This is a genomic window from Enterobacter chuandaensis, assembly GCF_039718975.1.
Lineage (GTDB): Bacteria > Pseudomonadota > Gammaproteobacteria > Enterobacterales > Enterobacteriaceae > Enterobacter > Enterobacter chuandaensis.
Window position 1 is genome coordinate 131,522 of record NZ_CP097173.1, and the last position, 17,002, is coordinate 148,523.

A 17,002-nucleotide genomic window follows, 5' to 3' on the forward strand; every position below is an offset into this window, starting at 1 on the left:
TTTTTTACTGATTCTTTTTCTCTTCGTCCGTCAGATAACGCACCTTGCGGGTGTAATCCTGACCTTTGAACAGCAGCTTATTATCCGGCGATTCAAGATACTTCTGCCATTCGGAAAGCGGGAAACCACCGTGCGCGCCAATCACCTCTTTCGGCACAACGGCTTCCTGACCGCCGATCTTCTTGGACACCGGCCAGTTCATCCAGTCGCCCAGGTTAACCGTTTTTAAATCCAGCATGTCCAGCAGCGCGGCGAGCGGCAGCTGATCGGTCGGCGGCTGCGTGTCGTCCATCAGCTCCCAGGTATCCTGGAACAGCGTCAGCCACAGCGGGCAGATTCGGCGCCAGGTCTTTTTAGTTGCCGCAAGAAACGCGCCGTTAACGTGATCGACCAGATATGGACGCACCGTCTCTTTGTAATACGCCGGCACTTTCTCCGCTGGCGCACCGTCCAGCTTGGCAATCATTTTGCCCTGACGGAAGCTGGAGTAGATGTGCATATCGGCCATGTTAATTTCCGGCATTTTCAGCAGGTTGAGATCGGAGTCGATCATCAATACCCCTTCACCGCGCGCCTGCAGCGGAGCGTTCAGCTTCACCAGACGGCTGAGGTAGATCTGCTTATAGCGGTAACTTTCCTCGCGTACCGGAAGGGTAAGCGTAACGACGCGGGTTTTTGGCGGCAGTTCGCCGAAAGCGGATTCAGGCTGATCGCTGACGATAACAATTTCGCTGACGCCGGTGGCATAACGCTCTGCAAAGGTCGCTGACAACAACGCTTCTTCTACGAAATCCGCGCCCGTACATGGGATCACGATGGAGTCCACCGCCACGAGCTCGCGCGTGACCGGAAGGGAAGCGTACGGAATGTTATGTCGCCCGGTGATGTGGCGGTAGCGGGCATTCAGGAATTTAAACATGTTGTTCTCGTTTGGTTATTGCGCGCCAAGCACGGCCTCGACACCGTTAACATAGCTTTCAATGGCATACACGTTGCAGACATTCTGATGCGCAGCCGCGGCGAGCCGGGCGCGTAATTCAGGATCCTGCCAGATATTATCCAGATGTTGAGCAAGTTGCGATACATCGCTCCACGGGAAAAGCAGCCCGGTCGACTCGTGGTCGATCAATTCTGCCGTGCCGGTCACCTTTGAACCAATGACGGGGATTTTCAGCAGCATCGCTTCCAGCACGACGCGGGGAAGACCTTCGCTCTGCGAGGCGAGAATAAACGCGTCAAAGGTAGCGAGATAGTCAAAAGGCGTATTCTGGAAACCGGTAAAAATCACGTGTTCAGCAATACCCAGCGCGTCAGCCTGTGCTGCCAGTGCGCCACGCTCACCCCCTTCACCAACCAGCACCATTTTCCATTTTGCCTGAGGGTGCTTCTGGCTGAACTGGGCCAGTGCCTCCAGCGTGTGGTGGTTGGCCTTGCGAGGGATCAGCGACCCAATGCTGCCGAACACAAACGTCTCATCATCAATGTTCAGGCGCTGGCGCATGGCGCGTCGGTCGGGCAAAGGCTGGTGGATGTCGATGGCATTGTTGACCGTGGTACACAGTTCGGGCCGGACGCCATGCTGAAGTAACACGCGCTCAACGCCGTGTGACACGGCGATGATTTTTGTGGCATGGGCATTCACCAGCTTCACCAGCGGCGGCGTCAGCACCGGTTCAATGCGGCAGTGCTGGATGATCCGCGCGCGCAGCTTCGCGCCCGCCAGATAACCTTCTTCGTTAGAGCCCGGCTGATTGTTCATGTAAAGCGTATCGAAACCGCCATCCCTGAAAATCGTCTCGATCTTGCTGACGTTGGGGCGAATGCGCCACAGGGTATCAATATGGCGCGTAAACGCCTTCCGCGCGCTGCGCGAGAAAAACAGCAGGCTGCGGCCCAGCTCTTTGGCAATCTTCGCCCATGCAGGCTGCTTATCCTGAGGAATGACAATTAAGGGGATGCCAATGCCGTTCAACACCTGGCCGATGGTTTGCCCTTCGGCCCGACTGTAGTCACTGTAAAAACAACAGGTAATATCGAACTTCTCGCGGTTAATGCGCTTCAGAAGTTCGAGCATGCTGTTGGTGCCTCCTCCCCACTCTTTACCGGTATCGAGGAGGAGAATCTTGTGTCGTTGCGGCATTTTTCTACCTTAATCGCCTGTCACTGGGGTTGGTTCGCTGAGACTTTTTTACCCCATCCCTGCCACTGGTGCTGGAAGTATTGCACCAGCGTACTCTGGCCCACGCTTTCGCTGATGACCGTAAAGAAGCGGGATGCATGCACCGGCTCGATCGGCTTTTTCAGTGTGCAGTTCTTCACGCCGCGGAACGGATTACGCGGCTGCGTTGCCGGAGGTTGAGCGCTCTCCGGACGAGACGTATCTACCTGCGGTTCATTGAGCAGATCGCTCGGGCGTACCAGCGTGATATCGGCGGGTAAGGTCGGCAGCATTTGCTGTAAAACGCGAACGGTAGATGGATGCGGGTGCCCAATGGCAATGGCCGAACCGTTACGGCGCGCAAGCTGCACGGCGCGGTTAAACTGCGCGCGAATGTCAGCTTCGTTCTGGGTATCGTCAAGAAACACCTTGCGCTTAATCACCTTTACGCCCGTACCCTGAGCGGCACGCATCGCCTGGCTGTTGCCGATGGTCATGCTGTCGAGGAAGTAGAGATTGTAGCGTTCCAGCGCCTGCATCACTTTCAGCATTCCGTACAGGCTGGAGGTCATCGCGCTGCCCATATGGTTGTTCAGGCCTACGGCATACGGCACTTTGTTGTAGGCGTCGCGGATGATGCGCTCGATCTCATCGCTGCTCATATCCGGGCGCAGGGTATCTTTTTCCAGCGGCTGCTTGCTGAGCGGTGCCATCGGCAGATGGATGAGCACCTGATGACCGCTATTGTGTGCTTTGGTCGCCATCTCATGCGCGTGCGGCGCATTCGGCAGGACGGCGACGGAAATGGCCGACGGCATCGCCAGCACCTGATTTTCATAGTGTGGACGATAACCGAAGTCATCAATCACGATGGCGAGTTTACCTGCGTATACCGGTGCAGCCAGCGCCAGCGCGCTGACGACGGAGAGAATCATTCGACGAAACTGAAGCAAAACTTATCTTCCCAACCACGGCTGTGGATTGACCGCCTGACCCTGACGACGAATTTCGAAATAGAGTGACGGGCGGCCCTGACCGCCACTGCTGCCCACAAGGGCGATGGGTTGGCCCGCGCGCACCTGGGTGCCGACGCTGACCAGCGCGCTCTGGTTGTAGCCGTAAAGACTCATGTCGCCTTTACCGTGTTCGACCACCACCACCAGCCCGTAACCCTGCAGCCAGTCGGCCAGGATCACGCGGCCATCGGCGATGGCTTTCACTTCGCTACCTTCAGACGCACCGATAACGATCCCTTTCCACCGTAGCTCACCCTGCAGCTGTTCGCCATAGCGATGCAGAATAGTGCCGCGAACGGGCCAGTAGGCCTGGCCGCGAGGGGAACCCAGACCGCCGGTACGGGACATCAGGGAGCGTTCGCTTTCGCTTGGCTTGTAGGTGGTCCCTTTGCGGGAGGCTTCCTGCTGCTTGTCGCGAACCGCCTGCGCCTCGCGGGCCTCTTTTTCGGCACGCGCCTTCGCTGCGGCTTCCGCACGGGCGATACTGTTACGCAGTTTCGATTCGTTGGCGCGCATTTCGCTCAGTTGGCTCTGACCTTCCTGAATGGAGGATTCAAGACCGGACAGCGTTTTCTTGCGCTCGTTACGGGCCTGCTCAAGTTTTGCCTGCTGCGCTTTTTGTTCGTAGAGCAACGTCTGCTGCTGGCTCTGCTTCTCTTCCAGCTCCGCTTTTTGGGTGGAGACCTCTTCACGCGTTTGTTTCAGCTGCGCAATCGTCTCCTGACGCGCCTGGTTCAGATAGCCGAAATAGGCCTGCAGACGCTGGCCGCGCTGGCTCTCTTCACCGCTGAGGATAAGCTGCAGACCGGTGTGTTCACCCTGACGGAAGGCGGCATCGAGCTGAGCCGCGAGGTTGCGTTCCTGTGCATCACGCTGGCGTTCCAGTTTGGCAATCGACGCGTTCATTTCGTCGATCTGTTTATTCAACTGAGCGAGGGTGTTTTGCGTTTCACGTAACTGACGCGCTGCAGCGGAGATCGCCTCTTCCTGCTTTTTAAGCTGGGCGAGCAGGGTGGCGCGCTGCTGTTGCTGCTGGCGTACCGCACGCTCTTTGGCGGCGATATCGGCCTGAATGGATTTCAGCTGGTCGCGGTCATCCGCGTGGGCGGATGCGGCGCACAGCAATACGCCAGCGCTGAGTGCGCTGGCGCAAAGCAGAGGTCTGACTGATAGCCTAAGCGGCTTCACGACCCATGTGATTGAAAAAATCGCCTTTCCCCTCATGGGGAGCGATTATTCCACGATGAACAGCGGCTTACCAGTCATCTCTTCAGGGATCGGCATGCCCATCAGCGACAACATGGTTGGCGCGATATCGGAAAGCTTGCCGCCTTCTACTGCTTTCAGTGATTTATCACCCACATAAATCAGCGGAACCGGCAGGTTGGTATGGGCGGTGTGCGCCTGACCGGTCGCCGGGTCGCGCATCTGCTCGGCGTTACCGTGGTCAGCGGTGATCAACAGCTGGCCGCCAACGGATTCAACCGCTTTCGCAACCTGCTCAACGCAGTGATCCAGTGCTTCAACCGCTTTAACCGCCGCTTCCATCACGCCAGTGTGGCCCACCATGTCACCGTTCGGGTAGTTACAGATGATGGTGTCGTACTTGCCGCTTTCGATGGCCGCAACCAGTTTTTCAGTCAATTCTGCAGAGCTCATTTCTGGCTGCAGATCGTAAGTCGCCACTTTCGGCGAGTTGATCAGAATGCGCTCTTCGCCTTTGAACGGCTCTTCAACGCCGCCGTTAAAGAAGAAGGTCACGTGCGCGTATTTTTCGGTTTCGGAGATACGCAGCTGCGTTTTGTCGTTCTTCGCCATCCACTCGCCGAAGGTATTGGCCAGCGAGGCAGGTGGGTAAGCGCAAGGCGCTTTGATGTCTGCCGCGTATTCGGTCAGCTGGATGAAGTCGAGTTTAACCACTTTTTTACGGGCGAAACCGTCGAAATCGCTATTCACGAACGCACGGGTGATTTCGCGCGCGCGGTCAGCGCGGAAGTTCATGAAGATCAGCGCGTCGCCATCTTCCATGGCGGCATCGGCCTGGCCTTCAGCGCGGATCACACTTGCTTTCACGAATTCATCGTTTTCATCACGCGCGTAAGCGGCTTCCAGCGCTTCAACCGCAGTCGCGAACTGGAATTCCCCTTTTGCCAGGGTCAGCAGGTCATAGGCCTGTTCAACGCGATCCCAGCGGTTATCGCGGTCCATAGCGTAGTAACGGCCAATGATGGACGCTACGCGGCCTTTACCCAGCGCGGCGAATTTCTCTTCGAAGGCTTGCAGAGAGCCTTTTGCACTGCGCGGTGGCGTATCGCGGCCATCAAGGAAGGCGTGCAGGTAGATTTTTTCCGCACCGCGTTCAGCGGCCAGCTCAACCATCGCCATGATGTGATCTTCGTGGCTGTGCACGCCGCCCGCGGAGAGCAGACCCATGATGTGCACCGCTTTACCTGCCGCAACGGCTTTATCTACCGCACCGCAGAGAACCGGGTTCGCGAAGAAGGTGCGTTCTTTGATTTCGACGTCCAGACGGGTCAGATCCTGATACACGATACGGCCTGCGCCGAGGTTAACGTGACCCACTTCGGAGTTGCCCATCTGGCGATCCGGCAGGCCGACTTCCAGACCGGATGCATCAATCAGGGTATGCGGACGTTTTGCCCACAGCGCATCCATGACCGGGGTTTTTGCGTTGAAAATAGCGTTATCCTGGCTGTCTTCACGGTAGCCGTAGCCATCCAGAATCACCAGTACCATAGGTTTTTTAGAAACCGACATTGCAACAACCTCATGCTCAAGAGTCAAAAATTTGCGTAATTTTACTACAGCTGAATCGATCAAATAGCCGCAGAAGATCAAAGAAAGCGCGGGGGCAAGGTACTGACCAGACCATTTTGAGGCATTTTTTTAGGTGGCATGCCGCAGAAAATGGATTAGGTTATGGTCGCTGGCTGTATTTGCCAGAACGCACAGGTATACTCCTGTCCTGGTTTTTTTATCACTTAGTCGGGAGTAGTTACCCTCCATGCAAGAAATTATGCAATTCGTTAGCCGCCATCCGGTTCTGAGCATCGCGTGGATTGGCCTGCTGGCTGCTGTGCTGTTCACCACATTTAAGAGCCTGACGTCTAAGATTAAGGTTATCACCCGTGGTGAAGCGACGCGTCTGATTAACAAAGAAGATGCCGTCGTTGTCGATCTGCGTCAGCGTGACGATTTCCGTAAAGGTCACATTGCTGGCGCAATCAACCTGTTGCCAGCGGAAATCAAAGCCAACAACGTCGGCGAGCTTGAGAAACACAAAGCCCAGCCGATTATCGTTGTTGATGCGACCGGTATGCAGGCGCAGGAATCTGCCAGCGCGCTTTATAAAGCGGGCTTCGAAAATGTAACGGTACTGAAAGAAGGGATTTCCGGCTGGAGCGGGGAAAATCTTCCTTTGGTTCGCGGTAAATAAGGAGTTCAGTCATGGCCAATATTGAGATCTACACCAAAGCGACGTGCCCGTTCTGCCACCGTGCGAAAGCGCTGTTGAACAGCAAAGGCGTCACGTTCCAGGAACTGCCGATCGACGGTGACGCGATTAAACGCGAAGAGATGATTCAACGTAGTGGTCGTACGACGGTTCCGCAGATTTTTATTGATGCGCAGCACATTGGCGGCTGTGATGACTTGTATGCGCTCGACGCCCGTGGTGGACTCGATCCGCTGCTGCGCTAAGAGACTTTAGGACAATTAAAAAGGGTATTTCCATGTCAGAACAAAACAACACCGAAATGACTTTCCAGATCCAGCGTATCTACACCAAGGATGTCTCTTTCGAAGCGCCAAATGCGCCGCACGTTTTCCAGAAAGACTGGCAGCCAGAGGTTAAACTTGATCTGGATACCGCATCCACCCAACTGGCGGATGACGTGTATGAAGTCGTACTGCGTGTGACCGTGACCGCCTCTCTGGGCGAAGAAACTGCATTCCTGTGCGAAGTACAGCAGGGCGGCATCTTCTCCATCGGCGGCATCGAAGGCAACCAGATGGCGCATTGCCTGGGTGCATACTGCCCGAACATCCTGTTCCCGTATGCCCGTGAATGCATCACCAGCCTGGTTTCTCGCGGTACATTCCCGCAACTGAACCTTGCGCCAGTGAACTTTGATGCGCTGTTCATGAACTATCTGCAGCAGCAGGCTGGCGAAGGTGCCGAACAACATCAGGATGCCTGATGAGCACTGTTAATGCGTCAATGACTGTGATCGGTGCCGGCTCATACGGCACCGCTCTTGCCATCACGCTGGCAAGAAATGGTCACGACGTGGTCCTGTGGGGCCACGATCCAAAACATATCGCCACGCTGCAGCATGACCGTTGCAATGTGGCGTTTCTCCCGGACGTTCCGTTCCCTGACACCCTGCACCTGGAAAGCGATCTTGCGACCGCGCTGGCGGCCAGCCGCAACATTTTGATTGTGGTGCCGAGCCATGTCTTTGGCGACGTGCTGAATCAGATCAAGCCGCTGATGCGTCCTGATGCGCGTATCGTCTGGGCGACCAAAGGGCTGGAAGCGGAAACCGGACGCCTGCTGCAGGACGTTGCCCGCGAAGCGCTGGGTGATGAGATCCCGCTGGCGGTCATCTCCGGGCCGACCTTTGCCAAAGAGCTGGCTGCGGGCCTGCCGACAGCGATTTCGCTGGCATCCACTGACCAGACCTTCTCTGACGATCTCCAGCAACTGCTGCACTGCGGCAAGAGCTTCCGCGTCTACAGCAACCCCGATTTCATCGGCGTGCAGCTGGGCGGCGCGGTGAAGAACGTGATTGCCATCGGTGCCGGGATGTCTGACGGTATTGGCTTTGGCGCCAACGCGCGTACAGCGTTGATTACCCGCGGCTTAACCGAGATGTCCCGTCTGGGCGAAGCGCTGGGTGCCGATCCGGCCACCTTTATGGGGATGGCGGGCTTGGGCGATCTGGTGCTGACCTGTACCGACAACCAGTCTCGTAACCGCCGCTTTGGCATGATGCTCGGACAGGGCAGCGATGTAAAAAGCGCGCAGGAGAAGATTGGACAGGTGGTGGAAGGCTACCGCAATACCAAAGAAGTTCGCGAGTTGGCGCACCGGTTTGGTGTCGAAATGCCAATAACCGAGGAAATTTATCAGGTATTGTATTGCGGAAAAAATGCGCGCGAGGCAGCATTGACCTTATTAGGTCGTGCGCGCAAGGACGAGCGCAGCAGTAACTAGTCGGAACCGTTGTCACCTGAATGACCCAGCCAGCGCAGAACTGGCTGGTCATTATACTATCGTCTGGAGTTAGCAATGCCGTGTGAAGAACTGGATATCGTCTGGAATAACATTAAAGCCGAAGCCCGGGCGCTGGCCGACTGTGAGCCAATGCTGGCCAGTTTCTACCACGCGACGTTACTCAAGCACGAAAATCTCGGCAGCGCGCTGAGCTATATGCTCGCCAACAAGCTCGCCTCCTCGATCATGCCCGCTATCGCCATTCGTGAAGTGGTGGAAGAGGCTTACGCCGCAGACCCGGAAATGATCGCCTCTGCCGCCTGTGATATCCAGGCCGTGCGCACGCGTGACCCGGCGGTGGATAAATACTCTACGCCGCTGCTGTACCTGAAAGGTTTCCACGCGCTTCAGGCTTACCGCATCGGCCACTGGTTATGGAATGAAGGCCGCCGCGCGCTGGCGATCTTCCTGCAAAACCAGGTCTCCGTGACGTTCCAGGTTGATATTCACCCGGCGGCGAAGATTGGCCGCGGGATCATGCTCGACCACGCCACCGGGATTGTCGTCGGGGAAACGGCGGTGATTGAAGATGACGTCTCAATCCTGCAGTCGGTCACTCTGGGCGGTACCGGTAAAACCAGCGGCGATCGCCACCCGAAAATCCGTGAAGGGGTGATGATTGGCGCGGGGGCTAAGATTCTCGGGAATATTGAAGTCGGGCGCGGCGCGAAGATTGGTGCGGGCTCGGTTGTGCTCCAGCCCGTGCCGCCGCATACCACCGCCGCTGGCGTACCGGCGCGCATCGTTGGTAAGCCAGACAGCGATAAGCCGTCGATGGATATGGATCAGCACTTCAACGGCATTCACCATACCTTCGAGTATGGTGACGGCATTTAACTTCTGAGAATGGCGCCGGGATAACCCAGCTGGCGCCAGGCTTCATACACCACCACCGACACCGCGTTCGACAGGTTCATGCTGCGGCTGTCCGGCATCATCGGAATACGGATTTTTTGCTCAGCGGGCAGGGCATCCAGGATCGTGGCCGGCAGGCCGCGGGTTTCCGGGCCAAACATCAGATAGTCACCTGCCTGATAGCTTACGGCGCTGTGCGCTGGCGTGCCTTTGGTGGTCAGGGCGAACATGCGCTGCGGCTTCTCGGATTCCAGAAACGCGGCGTAATCGTGATGGCGCACCACGGCGGTAAATTCATGATAATCCAGACCCGCGCGGCGCAGACGTTTGTCGTCCCACGTAAAGCCCATCGGCTCGATAATGTGCAGGCGAAAACCGGTGTTGGCGCACAGGCGGATGATATTGCCGGTGTTTGGCGGAATTTCTGGTTCGAATAAAACGATGTTAAGCATGCTGCCCCCTTAATTGCGGGGGCAGAATAGCAGAAAAGAGAGGAACTACGCGACGCCGGGTTCCTGCGAGCGGCTGTACAGCATTTTATAGACGGTTGCCGCCGCGGCCACCAGGGCGGGCACGCTGAGGATCATTAAAATACTGTCTGCCTGCCACTGCATGGAAAGAAGCTGGGCGCTGGTCATGGTGCCCGCCACGCCGCCAAAGCGGCCGATCCCCTGCATCCAGGCGATGCCCGTCGCGCGGCACTCGGTAGGGTAAAAGGTGGCGGCCAGAGTCTGCATGCCCGACTGCGCGCCGTTCATGGCGATCCCCATCAGGAAAATCAGCCCGCCAAACAGGGCGATATGGTTATGCTCAAGGCCGAGTAACAGGATCAGGCCCATCGTCAGGACAAATCCCCCTGCGACCACCTTGTGCGCTTCCCAGCGGTCCATCATCCAGCCCGCGAGCAGAATGCCTGCGGTGCCGCCGAAGGTGAACAGCGAGGTGAGCCAGGCGGATTCCGCCAGCGCATAACCCATCCCCTGCATCAGCGTCGGCATCCAGCTCAGCAGGACGTAGTAAATCACCAGTCCCATAAAGTAGGTCACCCACAGCATCAGGGTGCCGGGCAGCCAGGGCATGGAAAACAGCTGCGACACGCTCCCTTTTTTAGACGTGATTTTCTCCTCCGCCAGGAAAAAGCCCGTGACGCTCTCCAGCGTACTGCAGGCGAACCGGCTGGCGATGCGGCGAACCTGCATAACGTCCTTCCCGCGCTGCACCAGAAACTTCACCGATTCCGGCAACAGCAGCGCCAGCAGCACGGTTAAAATCAGCGGGGCAATCGCGCCGGTCAGCAGCACGCTTCGCCAGCCGTGGTGGGGAATAAGCCAGGAAGAGATCGCGCCGCCGCCCGCCGCACCCAGAGGGAAGCCGCAGTACATGGTGTTAATCGCCATGGCGCGACAGCGCTGGGGAGCGAACTCCGAAATCAGCGTGATGGCGTTTGGCATCGCGGCACCGAGCCCGAGACCCGTCAGAAAGCGCCACAGCGTCAGGGTATTCAGGCTTTGCGCCCAGGCCGTACCCAGGCTCGCCAGGCCGAAGAACAGGCATGAAAAGACCAGCACGCGCTTGCGTCCCATCCGGTCCGATACCGGGCCTGCAATCAGGGCGCCCAGCGACAGCCCCAACAGCGCCGCGCTCAGCACCGGCCCCAGATCCTGTTTGTGTATCCCCCATTCTGCCGACAGCGTAGGCGCGATGTAGCCCATCGCTGCCGTATCAAAACCATCGATCGCCAGAACCAGAAAGCCCAGCACGATAAGAAGCCAGTGAAACCCTGAAAAGGGACTCTCATCGATTACCTGCTGAATATCCACCTTACCTGAATAGGCCATACGCTCCTCTCTGATGTGATGTTGTTTTTGTGCTCTTGTATTTGCTTGTCTATACAATTGCGAACCGGAGGGGTGTGTCAAATTTTCTTATCCAGAATGTTACGTAGGTGTTATTTTCGACAAAAAAAAGCGCCCGAGGGGAAATCGGGCGCATGAGAAAGGGAGTTTAACCGGAGGAGATCAGGCCGCGTTTCCCTGAGAAAGGGGGGCCAGCGCCGCAGGCAGCTTACTCAGCTCCTGCACCAGCGAGTCCTTGCTGATTTCGCTGATCGACTTCGCACCGGTCAGCGTCATCGCCACCTTCATCTCTTTCTCGATCAGATCCAGCAGGTTCGCTACGCCCGCCTGACCGCTGGTGGCCAGCGCGTACAGATACGCACGGCCCAGCAGCACGCTGTCGGCGCCCAGCGCAATCATGCGCACCACGTCCAGCCCGTTGCGGATGCCGCTGTCGGCCAGGATCGCGATATCGCCTTTCACCGCATCGGCAATGGCGGGCAGCGCGCGGGCAGAAGAGAGTACGCCGTCGAGCTGGCGTCCACCGTGGTTAGAGACCACGATCCCGTCCGCGCCAAAACGCACCGCGTCGCGGGCATCCTCCGGGTCGAGGATCCCTTTGATCACCATCGGGCCGTCCCAGAATTCACGGATCCACTCCAGGTCTTTCCACGAGATCGACGGATCGAAGTTGTTCGCCAGCCAGCCGATGTAATCCTCCAGCCCGGTCGGTTTACCGAGGTAGGCTGAAATATTTCCCAGATCGTGTGGACGGCCGTTCACGCCCACATCCCACGCCCACTGCGGATGCGTAACCGCCTGCCAGTAGCGGCGGAGCGCAGCATTCGGGCCGCTCATGCCGGAGTGGGCATCACGATAGCGCGCGCCGGGTGTCGGCATGTCGACGGTAAAGACCAGCGTGGAGCAGCCCGCCGCTTTCGCGCGCTCGAGCGCGTTACGCATAAAGCCGCGATCCCGCAGGACGTACAGCTGGAACCACATCGGGCGCTTGATGGTTGGGGCGACTTCTTCAATCGGGCAGACGGACACGGTTGAGAGGGTAAACGGAATGCCTTTGGCATCCGCGGCGGCGGCGGCCTGCACTTCGCCCCGGCGGGCGTACATGCCGCATAAGCCGACAGGCGCGAGCGCCACGGGCATGGAAAGCGTTTCGTTAAACAGCTTCGTCTCAAGGCTCAGGTCAGACATATTCTTCAGCACGCGCTGGCGCAGAGCCACCTCTGACAGATCCTCCACGTTGCGGCGCAGGGTGTATTCGGCATACGCCCCGCCGTCGATGTAGTGGAACAGGAACGGCGGCAAAATGCGCTGCGCCGCGGCGCGGTAGTCACTGGCTGCTGAAATAATCATGCTTTGTTCTCCCTGGAAATATCACTGTCGCCAGGCAGACGGGTAATACGCGCCTGTCGGGCCTGGTCTTCATCGAATCGTTTAATGGTGGTGTGCACGAAGCCCAGATGCGCCATCATCGCTTTTCGCGCGGCTTCGGCATCACCGGCCAGAATGGCGTTGAGCACCGCCTCGTGCTGTTCGGTCAGCCGGGCAAACACCGGCGGGACCAGATACATGCGCTGGCGGCTCTGCTTCACGGAGGATTGCAGCAGGTCGAAGAACCCGCGCATGGTCTGGAGCAGCACCACGTTGTGCGACGCCTCGGCAATCGCCAGATGGAAGCGGACATCCGCCTGGGAGGCGATGTCCGGGTCGCTGCTTTGCGTGGCTTCGAAGCAGGCTTTGAGCTTCTCTTTATCGTCCTCCGTTGCCCGCATCGCCGCGTGCCACGCGGTACTGGTTTCGATGGCGTGGCGCGCTTCAAGAATGTCGAAGCTGTAGTCCGGGTCGTTTTCCATCAGCGTCTTCAGCGGCTGGACGATGTTTTGCTCGGACCAGTCGTCATGCTGCCAGCGCACAAAGGTGCCGCCGCCGCGACGGCTCACCAGCACGCCTTCGCTGACCAGCGTCGCCAGCGCCTCGCGCAGTGAGTTACGCGACACGCCAAGCTGGGCGGCGAGTTGACGTTCGGCGGGCAATTTCATGCCCGCTTCCAGCTGTTGTTCTTCAATCAGCGCCCGCACGCGAGAGGCAATCTCGTCGGACAGGCGTCTGGGCATCACTATCATGGGATCATCCAGGTTAAGACATAGGCCTGCAGGGTGGTGATCACCCCGACCATGCAGGTGAATATCAGGCTGTGTTTAACGGTAAAGCGGAACAGGTCGGACTCTTTACCCACCAGCCCCACCGCCGCACAGGCAATGGCGATGGACTGCGGGGAGATCATTTTCCCGGTTACGCCGCCGGTGGTGTTCGCGGCGACCAGCAGCACGTCCGACACGCCAATCTGCTGAGCCGCCGTTGCCTGCAGGGCGGCGAACAGGGCGTTAGACGAGGTATCTGAACCGGTCAGGAACACCCCCAGCCAGCCGAGGAACGGTGAGAAGAAGGTAAACGCGTGTCCGGTGTGGGCCAGCGCTAACGCCAGCGTCGACGACAGGCCGGAGTAGTTCGAGATAAACGCGAACGCCAGCACCATGCCGATGGAGTAGATCGGCAGCATCAGCTCTTTAATCGTTGCTGCAAAGGTTTGTACTGCCGCGGCAGGCTTCATGCGCAGCCACACCACGGAAAGGAGTGCCGCAAACAGAATCGCCGTACCGGTGGCGGAGAACCAGTCAAACTTAAACACCGCTGCATACGGGGTGGCGTCGTGCACCACCGGCGGCATACGGGCGACCATCTTGTCGAGGAACGGCACGGAGATGTTAATCACCATGTCGTACAGCGCGCCGCCGGGAGCGAACAGCGCTTTAAACAGCGGTATGCTCCACAGCGTCACGGTGGCGGTCAGGAACAGGAACGGCGACCAGGCGCGAACAATTTGCCCGGCGGTATAGCCCGTGCGGGCGAGGGTCTGATCCACGTGCGACGCGCCCATGTCGGCAAAACGGAAGATGCGCACCGGCTGCCAGCGTTTCAGGAACAGCGTCAGACAGACCAGAGACACCAGGGAAGAGATAATGTCCGGCAGTTCCGGGCCGAGGAAGTTGGAGCTGAGATACTGGGCAATGGCGAACGAACCGCCCGCTACCATCACCGCAGGCCAGGTCTCCTTCACGCCGCGCCAGCCGTCCATAATCGCCATGATCCAGAACAGGACGATGATGGTCAGGAACGGCAACTGGCGGCCCACCATCTGGCCGATCTCAAAGCTGTCCAGCCCGGTCACCTGTCCTGCTACCAGAATCGGAATACCCATCGCGCCAAACGCAACCGGGGCGGTGTTCACAATCAGGCACAGGCCCGCGGCATACAGCGGGTTAAAGCCCAGCCCGACCAGCAGCGCGGCGGTGATTGCCACCGGTGCGCCGAAACCTGCCGCGCCTTCCAGAAATGCCCCGAAGGAGAAGCCGACAATCAGCATCTGCAGGCGCTGGTCCGGCGTGATGGAGAGAATCGACGAGCGAATAATGTCGAACTGCCCGGTTTTCACCGAGATTTTATAAACAAACACCGCGGCGATGATGATCCACGCAATCGGCCACAGGCCGTAGAAGAAACCGTAGACGACGGAGGCCAGCGCGCGATCGACCGGCATTTTATAGAAGAACAGCGCCACCAGCAGGGCGATAGCAACGGTATACGTCGCGGCGAGGTAGCCCTTCAGCTTGAGCTTAATCAGCGCAAAGAAGAAGAACAGGATCGGAAGCGATGCGATCAGGCTCGACAGCCAGATATTACCGGCCGGGTCGTAGTTTTGTTGCCAGAGGCTCATGCAGGTCTCCTGGGGACCATACAACCAGTGCTGCGGGTGAGTCTCCGCTCATCTCTGCGTCACAGGTTGTGTAAAAGTGGTCCTGCCAATGTTGTGTTGTAGGGTTAATGACAACAAATGGTTAACCAGATGTTATGGAGTGGCAATGGTTTTGTGAGCGGAAATAATTGAATTGTGAACCAGGGAAGGAAGAAAAGGGGGATTGGTTGGGCCAATTTGAAGCGGGAGTGTGGCTGAGGCCCCCCCTCACCCTAACCCTCTCCCCAAAGGGGCGAGGGGACTAAACTGTGCGGTTTTCTCCCTCTCCCTTTGGGGTGTACGGTCCGGGGACATGGTAGACAGGTGTTCGGGGACATGGTGAACACTTTTTAACATCCTTTACCCATGGTGATCGACTTTTTCTTCAGGTCGATCACCCCCACTTTCGTGCTGTACCACCACACTTCATAGCTGCCGTCTTCCTGCGTCTCCTTCAGCCCCACCCGTTCTCCCCTGAACGCCTTGCCTGCACTCAGGCTTACCCCTTTCACGCTCAGCTTTCCGCTGATATCCACTTTCCTGACCATCACGCCTTCATCATATTCCGGCGGCGTTACGCTCCCGCTGTACTGCCGGGCAGACGGCTGATACCGCGAGGCCGGTACCGCCATATCCAGCCCCTCATGCGGGCGTTCAAGGTTGTAGACCGTCCGCCAGTGGTCGAAGGCGCGCTGCAGCTCTCCGCTGTCCGCGAACCATTTTCCCTGCAGCACTTCCGACTTCAGGCTGCGGTGAAAACGCTCCAGCTTGCCCTGCGTCTGCGGATGGTAAGGCCGGGAATGCCCCACCCGGATACCGTGGCGCATCAGCCACAGCTCCAGCGCCGTCCAGGTACCGGTGGTGTCGCCCCACGGTGAGCCGTTGTCCATCGTCATCCGGTCCGGCAGGCCGTAGCGTTCAAACACGCTGACCAGCTGCTGCTGCACGGTCTCACGCCGTTCATCGGTACAGGGCGCCAGGCACAGGGAAAAACGGGAGTGGTCGTCCAGCAGGGTGAGCGGATGGCAGCGGCCACCGCCAAAGGGAAAGTGGCCCTTAAAATCCATCTGCCAGAGGCGGTTCGGCGCGTCGTGTTCGAAGCGTCCCGTGGCCGGAATGCCCGGTGAAACGCCCGGCAGCAGGCCATGACGGGCCATCAGGTGATGGACGGTGCTGAAGGCGGGCATGGTGTGCCCCTGGTCCTCGAGCCAGCGCTTAATCTTGCGTGCGCCCCAGCGTTCATGACGGTCATGCGCCATGCGCAGCAGGGCCGTGGTGTCGTCTGACGAGCGGTTCGGGGAGTGATGAGGTGCGCGGGAGCGGTCCTGAAGGCCGGATACGCCTTCCTGAACCCAGCGCTGAAGCCACTTGTAGCCGGTGGCAGGAGAAATGCCGTACTGACGGCAGAGGAAACGGATGTTCGCCCCGTCCTGCGAGGCGAACAAAACAAACTCGGTACGTAATGACATGGTATCTCTCGCATCCCAGGGCATAAGCGACTCCATAAACGGGTTCTTATGCATCAGTTGTAAGTGTCTACCATGTCCCCGAACAAGTGTTCACTATGTCCCCGGACCGTACAGGGGAGAGGGCGGGGTGAGGGGAAGAACGGTTAAAAAGCCGTCTTACAAAAACCCGTCATCTCTTTCAGGCCCATTTCACGGCCAAGCTCGGTCATCGGGTGCACCACCACCAGGCCACGGACGCTTTTCTTCAGCTTGCCCATATCGGCCTGTTCTTTTTTGGTGATCGCGCGGCGGTGCGGCATGTTCATCAGCTTCTGCGCTTCTTTACTCAGCTTCTGGCCTTTCACTTCGCGCAGGTGCTCGATTTCCGCTTCCAGCTTCGTGGTCTCTTTCTCCAGCTCGGCGTACTTCTCGGCGGAATCAACCAGTGACAGGCCAGCCATCTGGTGACGGATCAGATCCAGACGGTCGCTCAGGCGTTTAATTTCGTTTTTTTCGACTTCTTTCATGACAAATGACTCTGAAAACGGGGAATTTACAGGGAAGGATACACCAATGTGGA

The 17,002-nt window shown here is 58.1% G+C and carries 17 protein-coding genes; 5 read left to right on the forward strand and 12 right to left on the reverse strand.

Annotation, left to right across the window (positions count from 1 at the left end):
- Window positions 1-4: 4 nt before the first annotated feature.
- The 5 genes from MX657_RS00640 to gpmM are packed head-to-tail and all read right to left on the reverse strand — an operon-like array spanning window position 5 to window position 5,952.
- The gene (locus MX657_RS00640) at window positions 5-919 is read right to left on the reverse strand and encodes a hypothetical protein (protein ID WP_252002752.1); all 915 of its coding nucleotides are present in this window, start codon (window positions 917-919) and stop codon (window positions 5-7) included.
- Between the two features lie 15 nt (window positions 920-934).
- Window positions 935-2,140 carry a glycosyltransferase gene (locus MX657_RS00645; RefSeq protein WP_346806959.1) on the reverse strand — a complete coding sequence of 402 codons (1,206 nt, stop codon included), beginning with the start codon at window positions 2,138-2,140 and terminating at the stop codon, window positions 935-937.
- 20 nt (window positions 2,141-2,160) lie between these two features.
- A complete protein-coding gene (locus tag MX657_RS00650) occupies window positions 2,161-3,111 on the reverse strand; it encodes a divergent polysaccharide deacetylase family protein (protein ID WP_080329844.1) in 951 nt (316 codons plus the stop codon).
- 3 nt (window positions 3,112-3,114) lie between these two features.
- On the reverse strand, window positions 3,115-4,374 hold the full coding sequence (envC, locus tag MX657_RS00655; protein WP_252002795.1) for a murein hydrolase activator EnvC: 1,260 nt from the start codon (window positions 4,372-4,374) through the stop codon (window positions 3,115-3,117).
- A 33-nt stretch (window positions 4,375-4,407) separates the two neighbouring features.
- Window positions 4,408-5,952 carry a 2,3-bisphosphoglycerate-independent phosphoglycerate mutase gene (gene gpmM / locus MX657_RS00660; RefSeq protein ID WP_080329846.1) on the reverse strand — a complete coding sequence of 515 codons (1,545 nt, stop codon included), beginning with the start codon at window positions 5,950-5,952 and terminating at the stop codon, window positions 4,408-4,410.
- A gap of 247 nt (window positions 5,953-6,199) precedes the next feature.
- On the opposite strand from gpmM, the gene MX657_RS00665 reads away from it, so the two are divergent.
- From MX657_RS00665 to cysE, 5 genes are all read left to right on the forward strand, one after another.
- Window positions 6,200-6,631 carry a rhodanese-like domain-containing protein gene (locus MX657_RS00665; protein ID WP_014882007.1) on the forward strand — a complete coding sequence of 144 codons (432 nt, stop codon included), beginning with the start codon at window positions 6,200-6,202 and terminating at the stop codon, window positions 6,629-6,631.
- Window positions 6,632-6,642: 11 nt separating this feature from the next.
- Window positions 6,643-6,894 carry a glutaredoxin 3 gene (gene grxC, locus MX657_RS00670; protein ID WP_080329847.1) on the forward strand — a complete coding sequence of 84 codons (252 nt, stop codon included), beginning with the start codon at window positions 6,643-6,645 and terminating at the stop codon, window positions 6,892-6,894.
- Window positions 6,895-6,926: 32 nt separating this feature from the next.
- Window positions 6,927-7,394 carry a protein-export chaperone SecB gene (secB, locus tag MX657_RS00675; protein WP_003860835.1) on the forward strand — a complete coding sequence of 156 codons (468 nt, stop codon included), beginning with the start codon at window positions 6,927-6,929 and terminating at the stop codon, window positions 7,392-7,394.
- Window positions 7,394-8,413, forward strand: a complete 1,020-nt coding sequence (gene gpsA / locus MX657_RS00680) for an NAD(P)H-dependent glycerol-3-phosphate dehydrogenase (RefSeq protein ID WP_080329848.1) — start codon at window positions 7,394-7,396, stop codon at window positions 8,411-8,413. The genes secB and gpsA overlap by 1 nt, the downstream gene beginning before the upstream one ends.
- A 75-nt stretch (window positions 8,414-8,488) precedes the next feature.
- Complete coding sequence (gene cysE / locus MX657_RS00685; protein WP_008502718.1) at window positions 8,489-9,310, forward strand: serine O-acetyltransferase; 822 nt, start codon at window positions 8,489-8,491, stop codon at window positions 9,308-9,310.
- Here the strand turns inward: cysE and trmL are convergent.
- The 7 genes from trmL to MX657_RS00720 all read right to left on the reverse strand — a co-directional run bounded on the left by trmL (window position 9,307) and on the right by MX657_RS00720 (window position 16,949).
- Complete coding sequence (trmL, locus tag MX657_RS00690) at window positions 9,307-9,780, reverse strand: tRNA (uridine(34)/cytosine(34)/5-carboxymethylaminomethyluridine(34)-2'-O)-methyltransferase TrmL (RefSeq protein ID WP_346806963.1); 474 nt, start codon at window positions 9,778-9,780, stop codon at window positions 9,307-9,309. The genes cysE and trmL overlap by 4 nt on opposite strands.
- 45 nt (window positions 9,781-9,825) lie before the next feature.
- Window positions 9,826-11,166, reverse strand: a complete 1,341-nt coding sequence (locus tag MX657_RS00695; RefSeq protein ID WP_346806965.1) for an MFS transporter — start codon at window positions 11,164-11,166, stop codon at window positions 9,826-9,828.
- A gap of 180 nt (window positions 11,167-11,346) precedes the next feature.
- Entirely contained in the window at window positions 11,347-12,534 is a 1,188-nt protein-coding gene (gene lldD, locus MX657_RS00700; RefSeq protein WP_119916643.1) for an FMN-dependent L-lactate dehydrogenase LldD, read from the reverse strand.
- The gene (lldR, locus tag MX657_RS00705) at window positions 12,531-13,304 is read right to left on the reverse strand and encodes a transcriptional regulator LldR (RefSeq protein ID WP_119916642.1); all 774 of its coding nucleotides are present in this window, start codon (window positions 13,302-13,304) and stop codon (window positions 12,531-12,533) included. Before lldR ends, lldD begins: the two co-directional genes overlap by 4 nt.
- The gene (lldP, locus tag MX657_RS00710; protein WP_346806966.1) at window positions 13,301-14,956 is read right to left on the reverse strand and encodes an L-lactate permease; all 1,656 of its coding nucleotides are present in this window, start codon (window positions 14,954-14,956) and stop codon (window positions 13,301-13,303) included. The genes lldR and lldP overlap by 4 nt, the downstream gene beginning before the upstream one ends.
- 368 nt (window positions 14,957-15,324) lie before the next feature.
- A complete protein-coding gene (locus MX657_RS00715; protein ID WP_429844099.1) occupies window positions 15,325-16,467 on the reverse strand; it encodes an IS481 family transposase in 1,143 nt (380 codons plus the stop codon).
- A gap of 119 nt (window positions 16,468-16,586) precedes the next feature.
- Window positions 16,587-16,949: a YibL family ribosome-associated protein gene (locus tag MX657_RS00720; RefSeq protein WP_346806968.1), complete on the reverse strand. Its 363-nt coding sequence runs from the start codon at window positions 16,947-16,949 to the stop codon at window positions 16,587-16,589.
- Between the last annotated feature and the right edge of the window lie 53 nt (window positions 16,950-17,002).

Coding starts and splice junctions, on each gene's coding strand:
- MX657_RS00640 (WP_252002752.1), bottom strand. CDS start 919: ATGTTTAAATTCCTGAATGCCCGCTACCGCCACATCACCGGGCGACAT.
- MX657_RS00645 (WP_346806959.1), bottom strand. CDS start 2,140: ATGCCGCAACGACACAAGATTCTCCTCCTCGATACCGGTAAAGAGTGG.
- gpmM (WP_080329846.1), bottom strand. CDS start 5,952: ATGTCGGTTTCTAAAAAACCTATGGTACTGGTGATTCTGGATGGCTAC.
- MX657_RS00665 (WP_014882007.1), top strand. CDS start 6,200: ATGCAAGAAATTATGCAATTCGTTAGCCGCCATCCGGTTCTGAGCATC.
- grxC (WP_080329847.1), top strand. CDS start 6,643: ATGGCCAATATTGAGATCTACACCAAAGCGACGTGCCCGTTCTGCCAC.
- secB (WP_003860835.1), top strand. CDS start 6,927: ATGTCAGAACAAAACAACACCGAAATGACTTTCCAGATCCAGCGTATC.
- gpsA (WP_080329848.1), top strand. CDS start 7,394: ATGAGCACTGTTAATGCGTCAATGACTGTGATCGGTGCCGGCTCATAC.
- cysE (WP_008502718.1), top strand. CDS start 8,489: ATGCCGTGTGAAGAACTGGATATCGTCTGGAATAACATTAAAGCCGAA.
- trmL (WP_346806963.1), bottom strand. CDS start 9,780: ATGCTTAACATCGTTTTATTCGAACCAGAAATTCCGCCAAACACCGGC.
- MX657_RS00695 (WP_346806965.1), bottom strand. CDS start 11,166: ATGGCCTATTCAGGTAAGGTGGATATTCAGCAGGTAATCGATGAGAGT.
- lldD (WP_119916643.1), bottom strand. CDS start 12,534: ATGATTATTTCAGCAGCCAGTGACTACCGCGCCGCGGCGCAGCGCATT.
- lldR (WP_119916642.1), bottom strand. CDS start 13,304: ATGATAGTGATGCCCAGACGCCTGTCCGACGAGATTGCCTCTCGCGTG.
- lldP (WP_346806966.1), bottom strand. CDS start 14,956: ATGAGCCTCTGGCAACAAAACTACGACCCGGCCGGTAATATCTGGCTG.
- MX657_RS00715 (WP_429844099.1), bottom strand. CDS start 16,467: ATGCCCTGGGATGCGAGAGATACCATGTCATTACGTACCGAGTTTGTT.
- MX657_RS00720 (WP_346806968.1), bottom strand. CDS start 16,949: ATGAAAGAAGTCGAAAAAAACGAAATTAAACGCCTGAGCGACCGTCTG.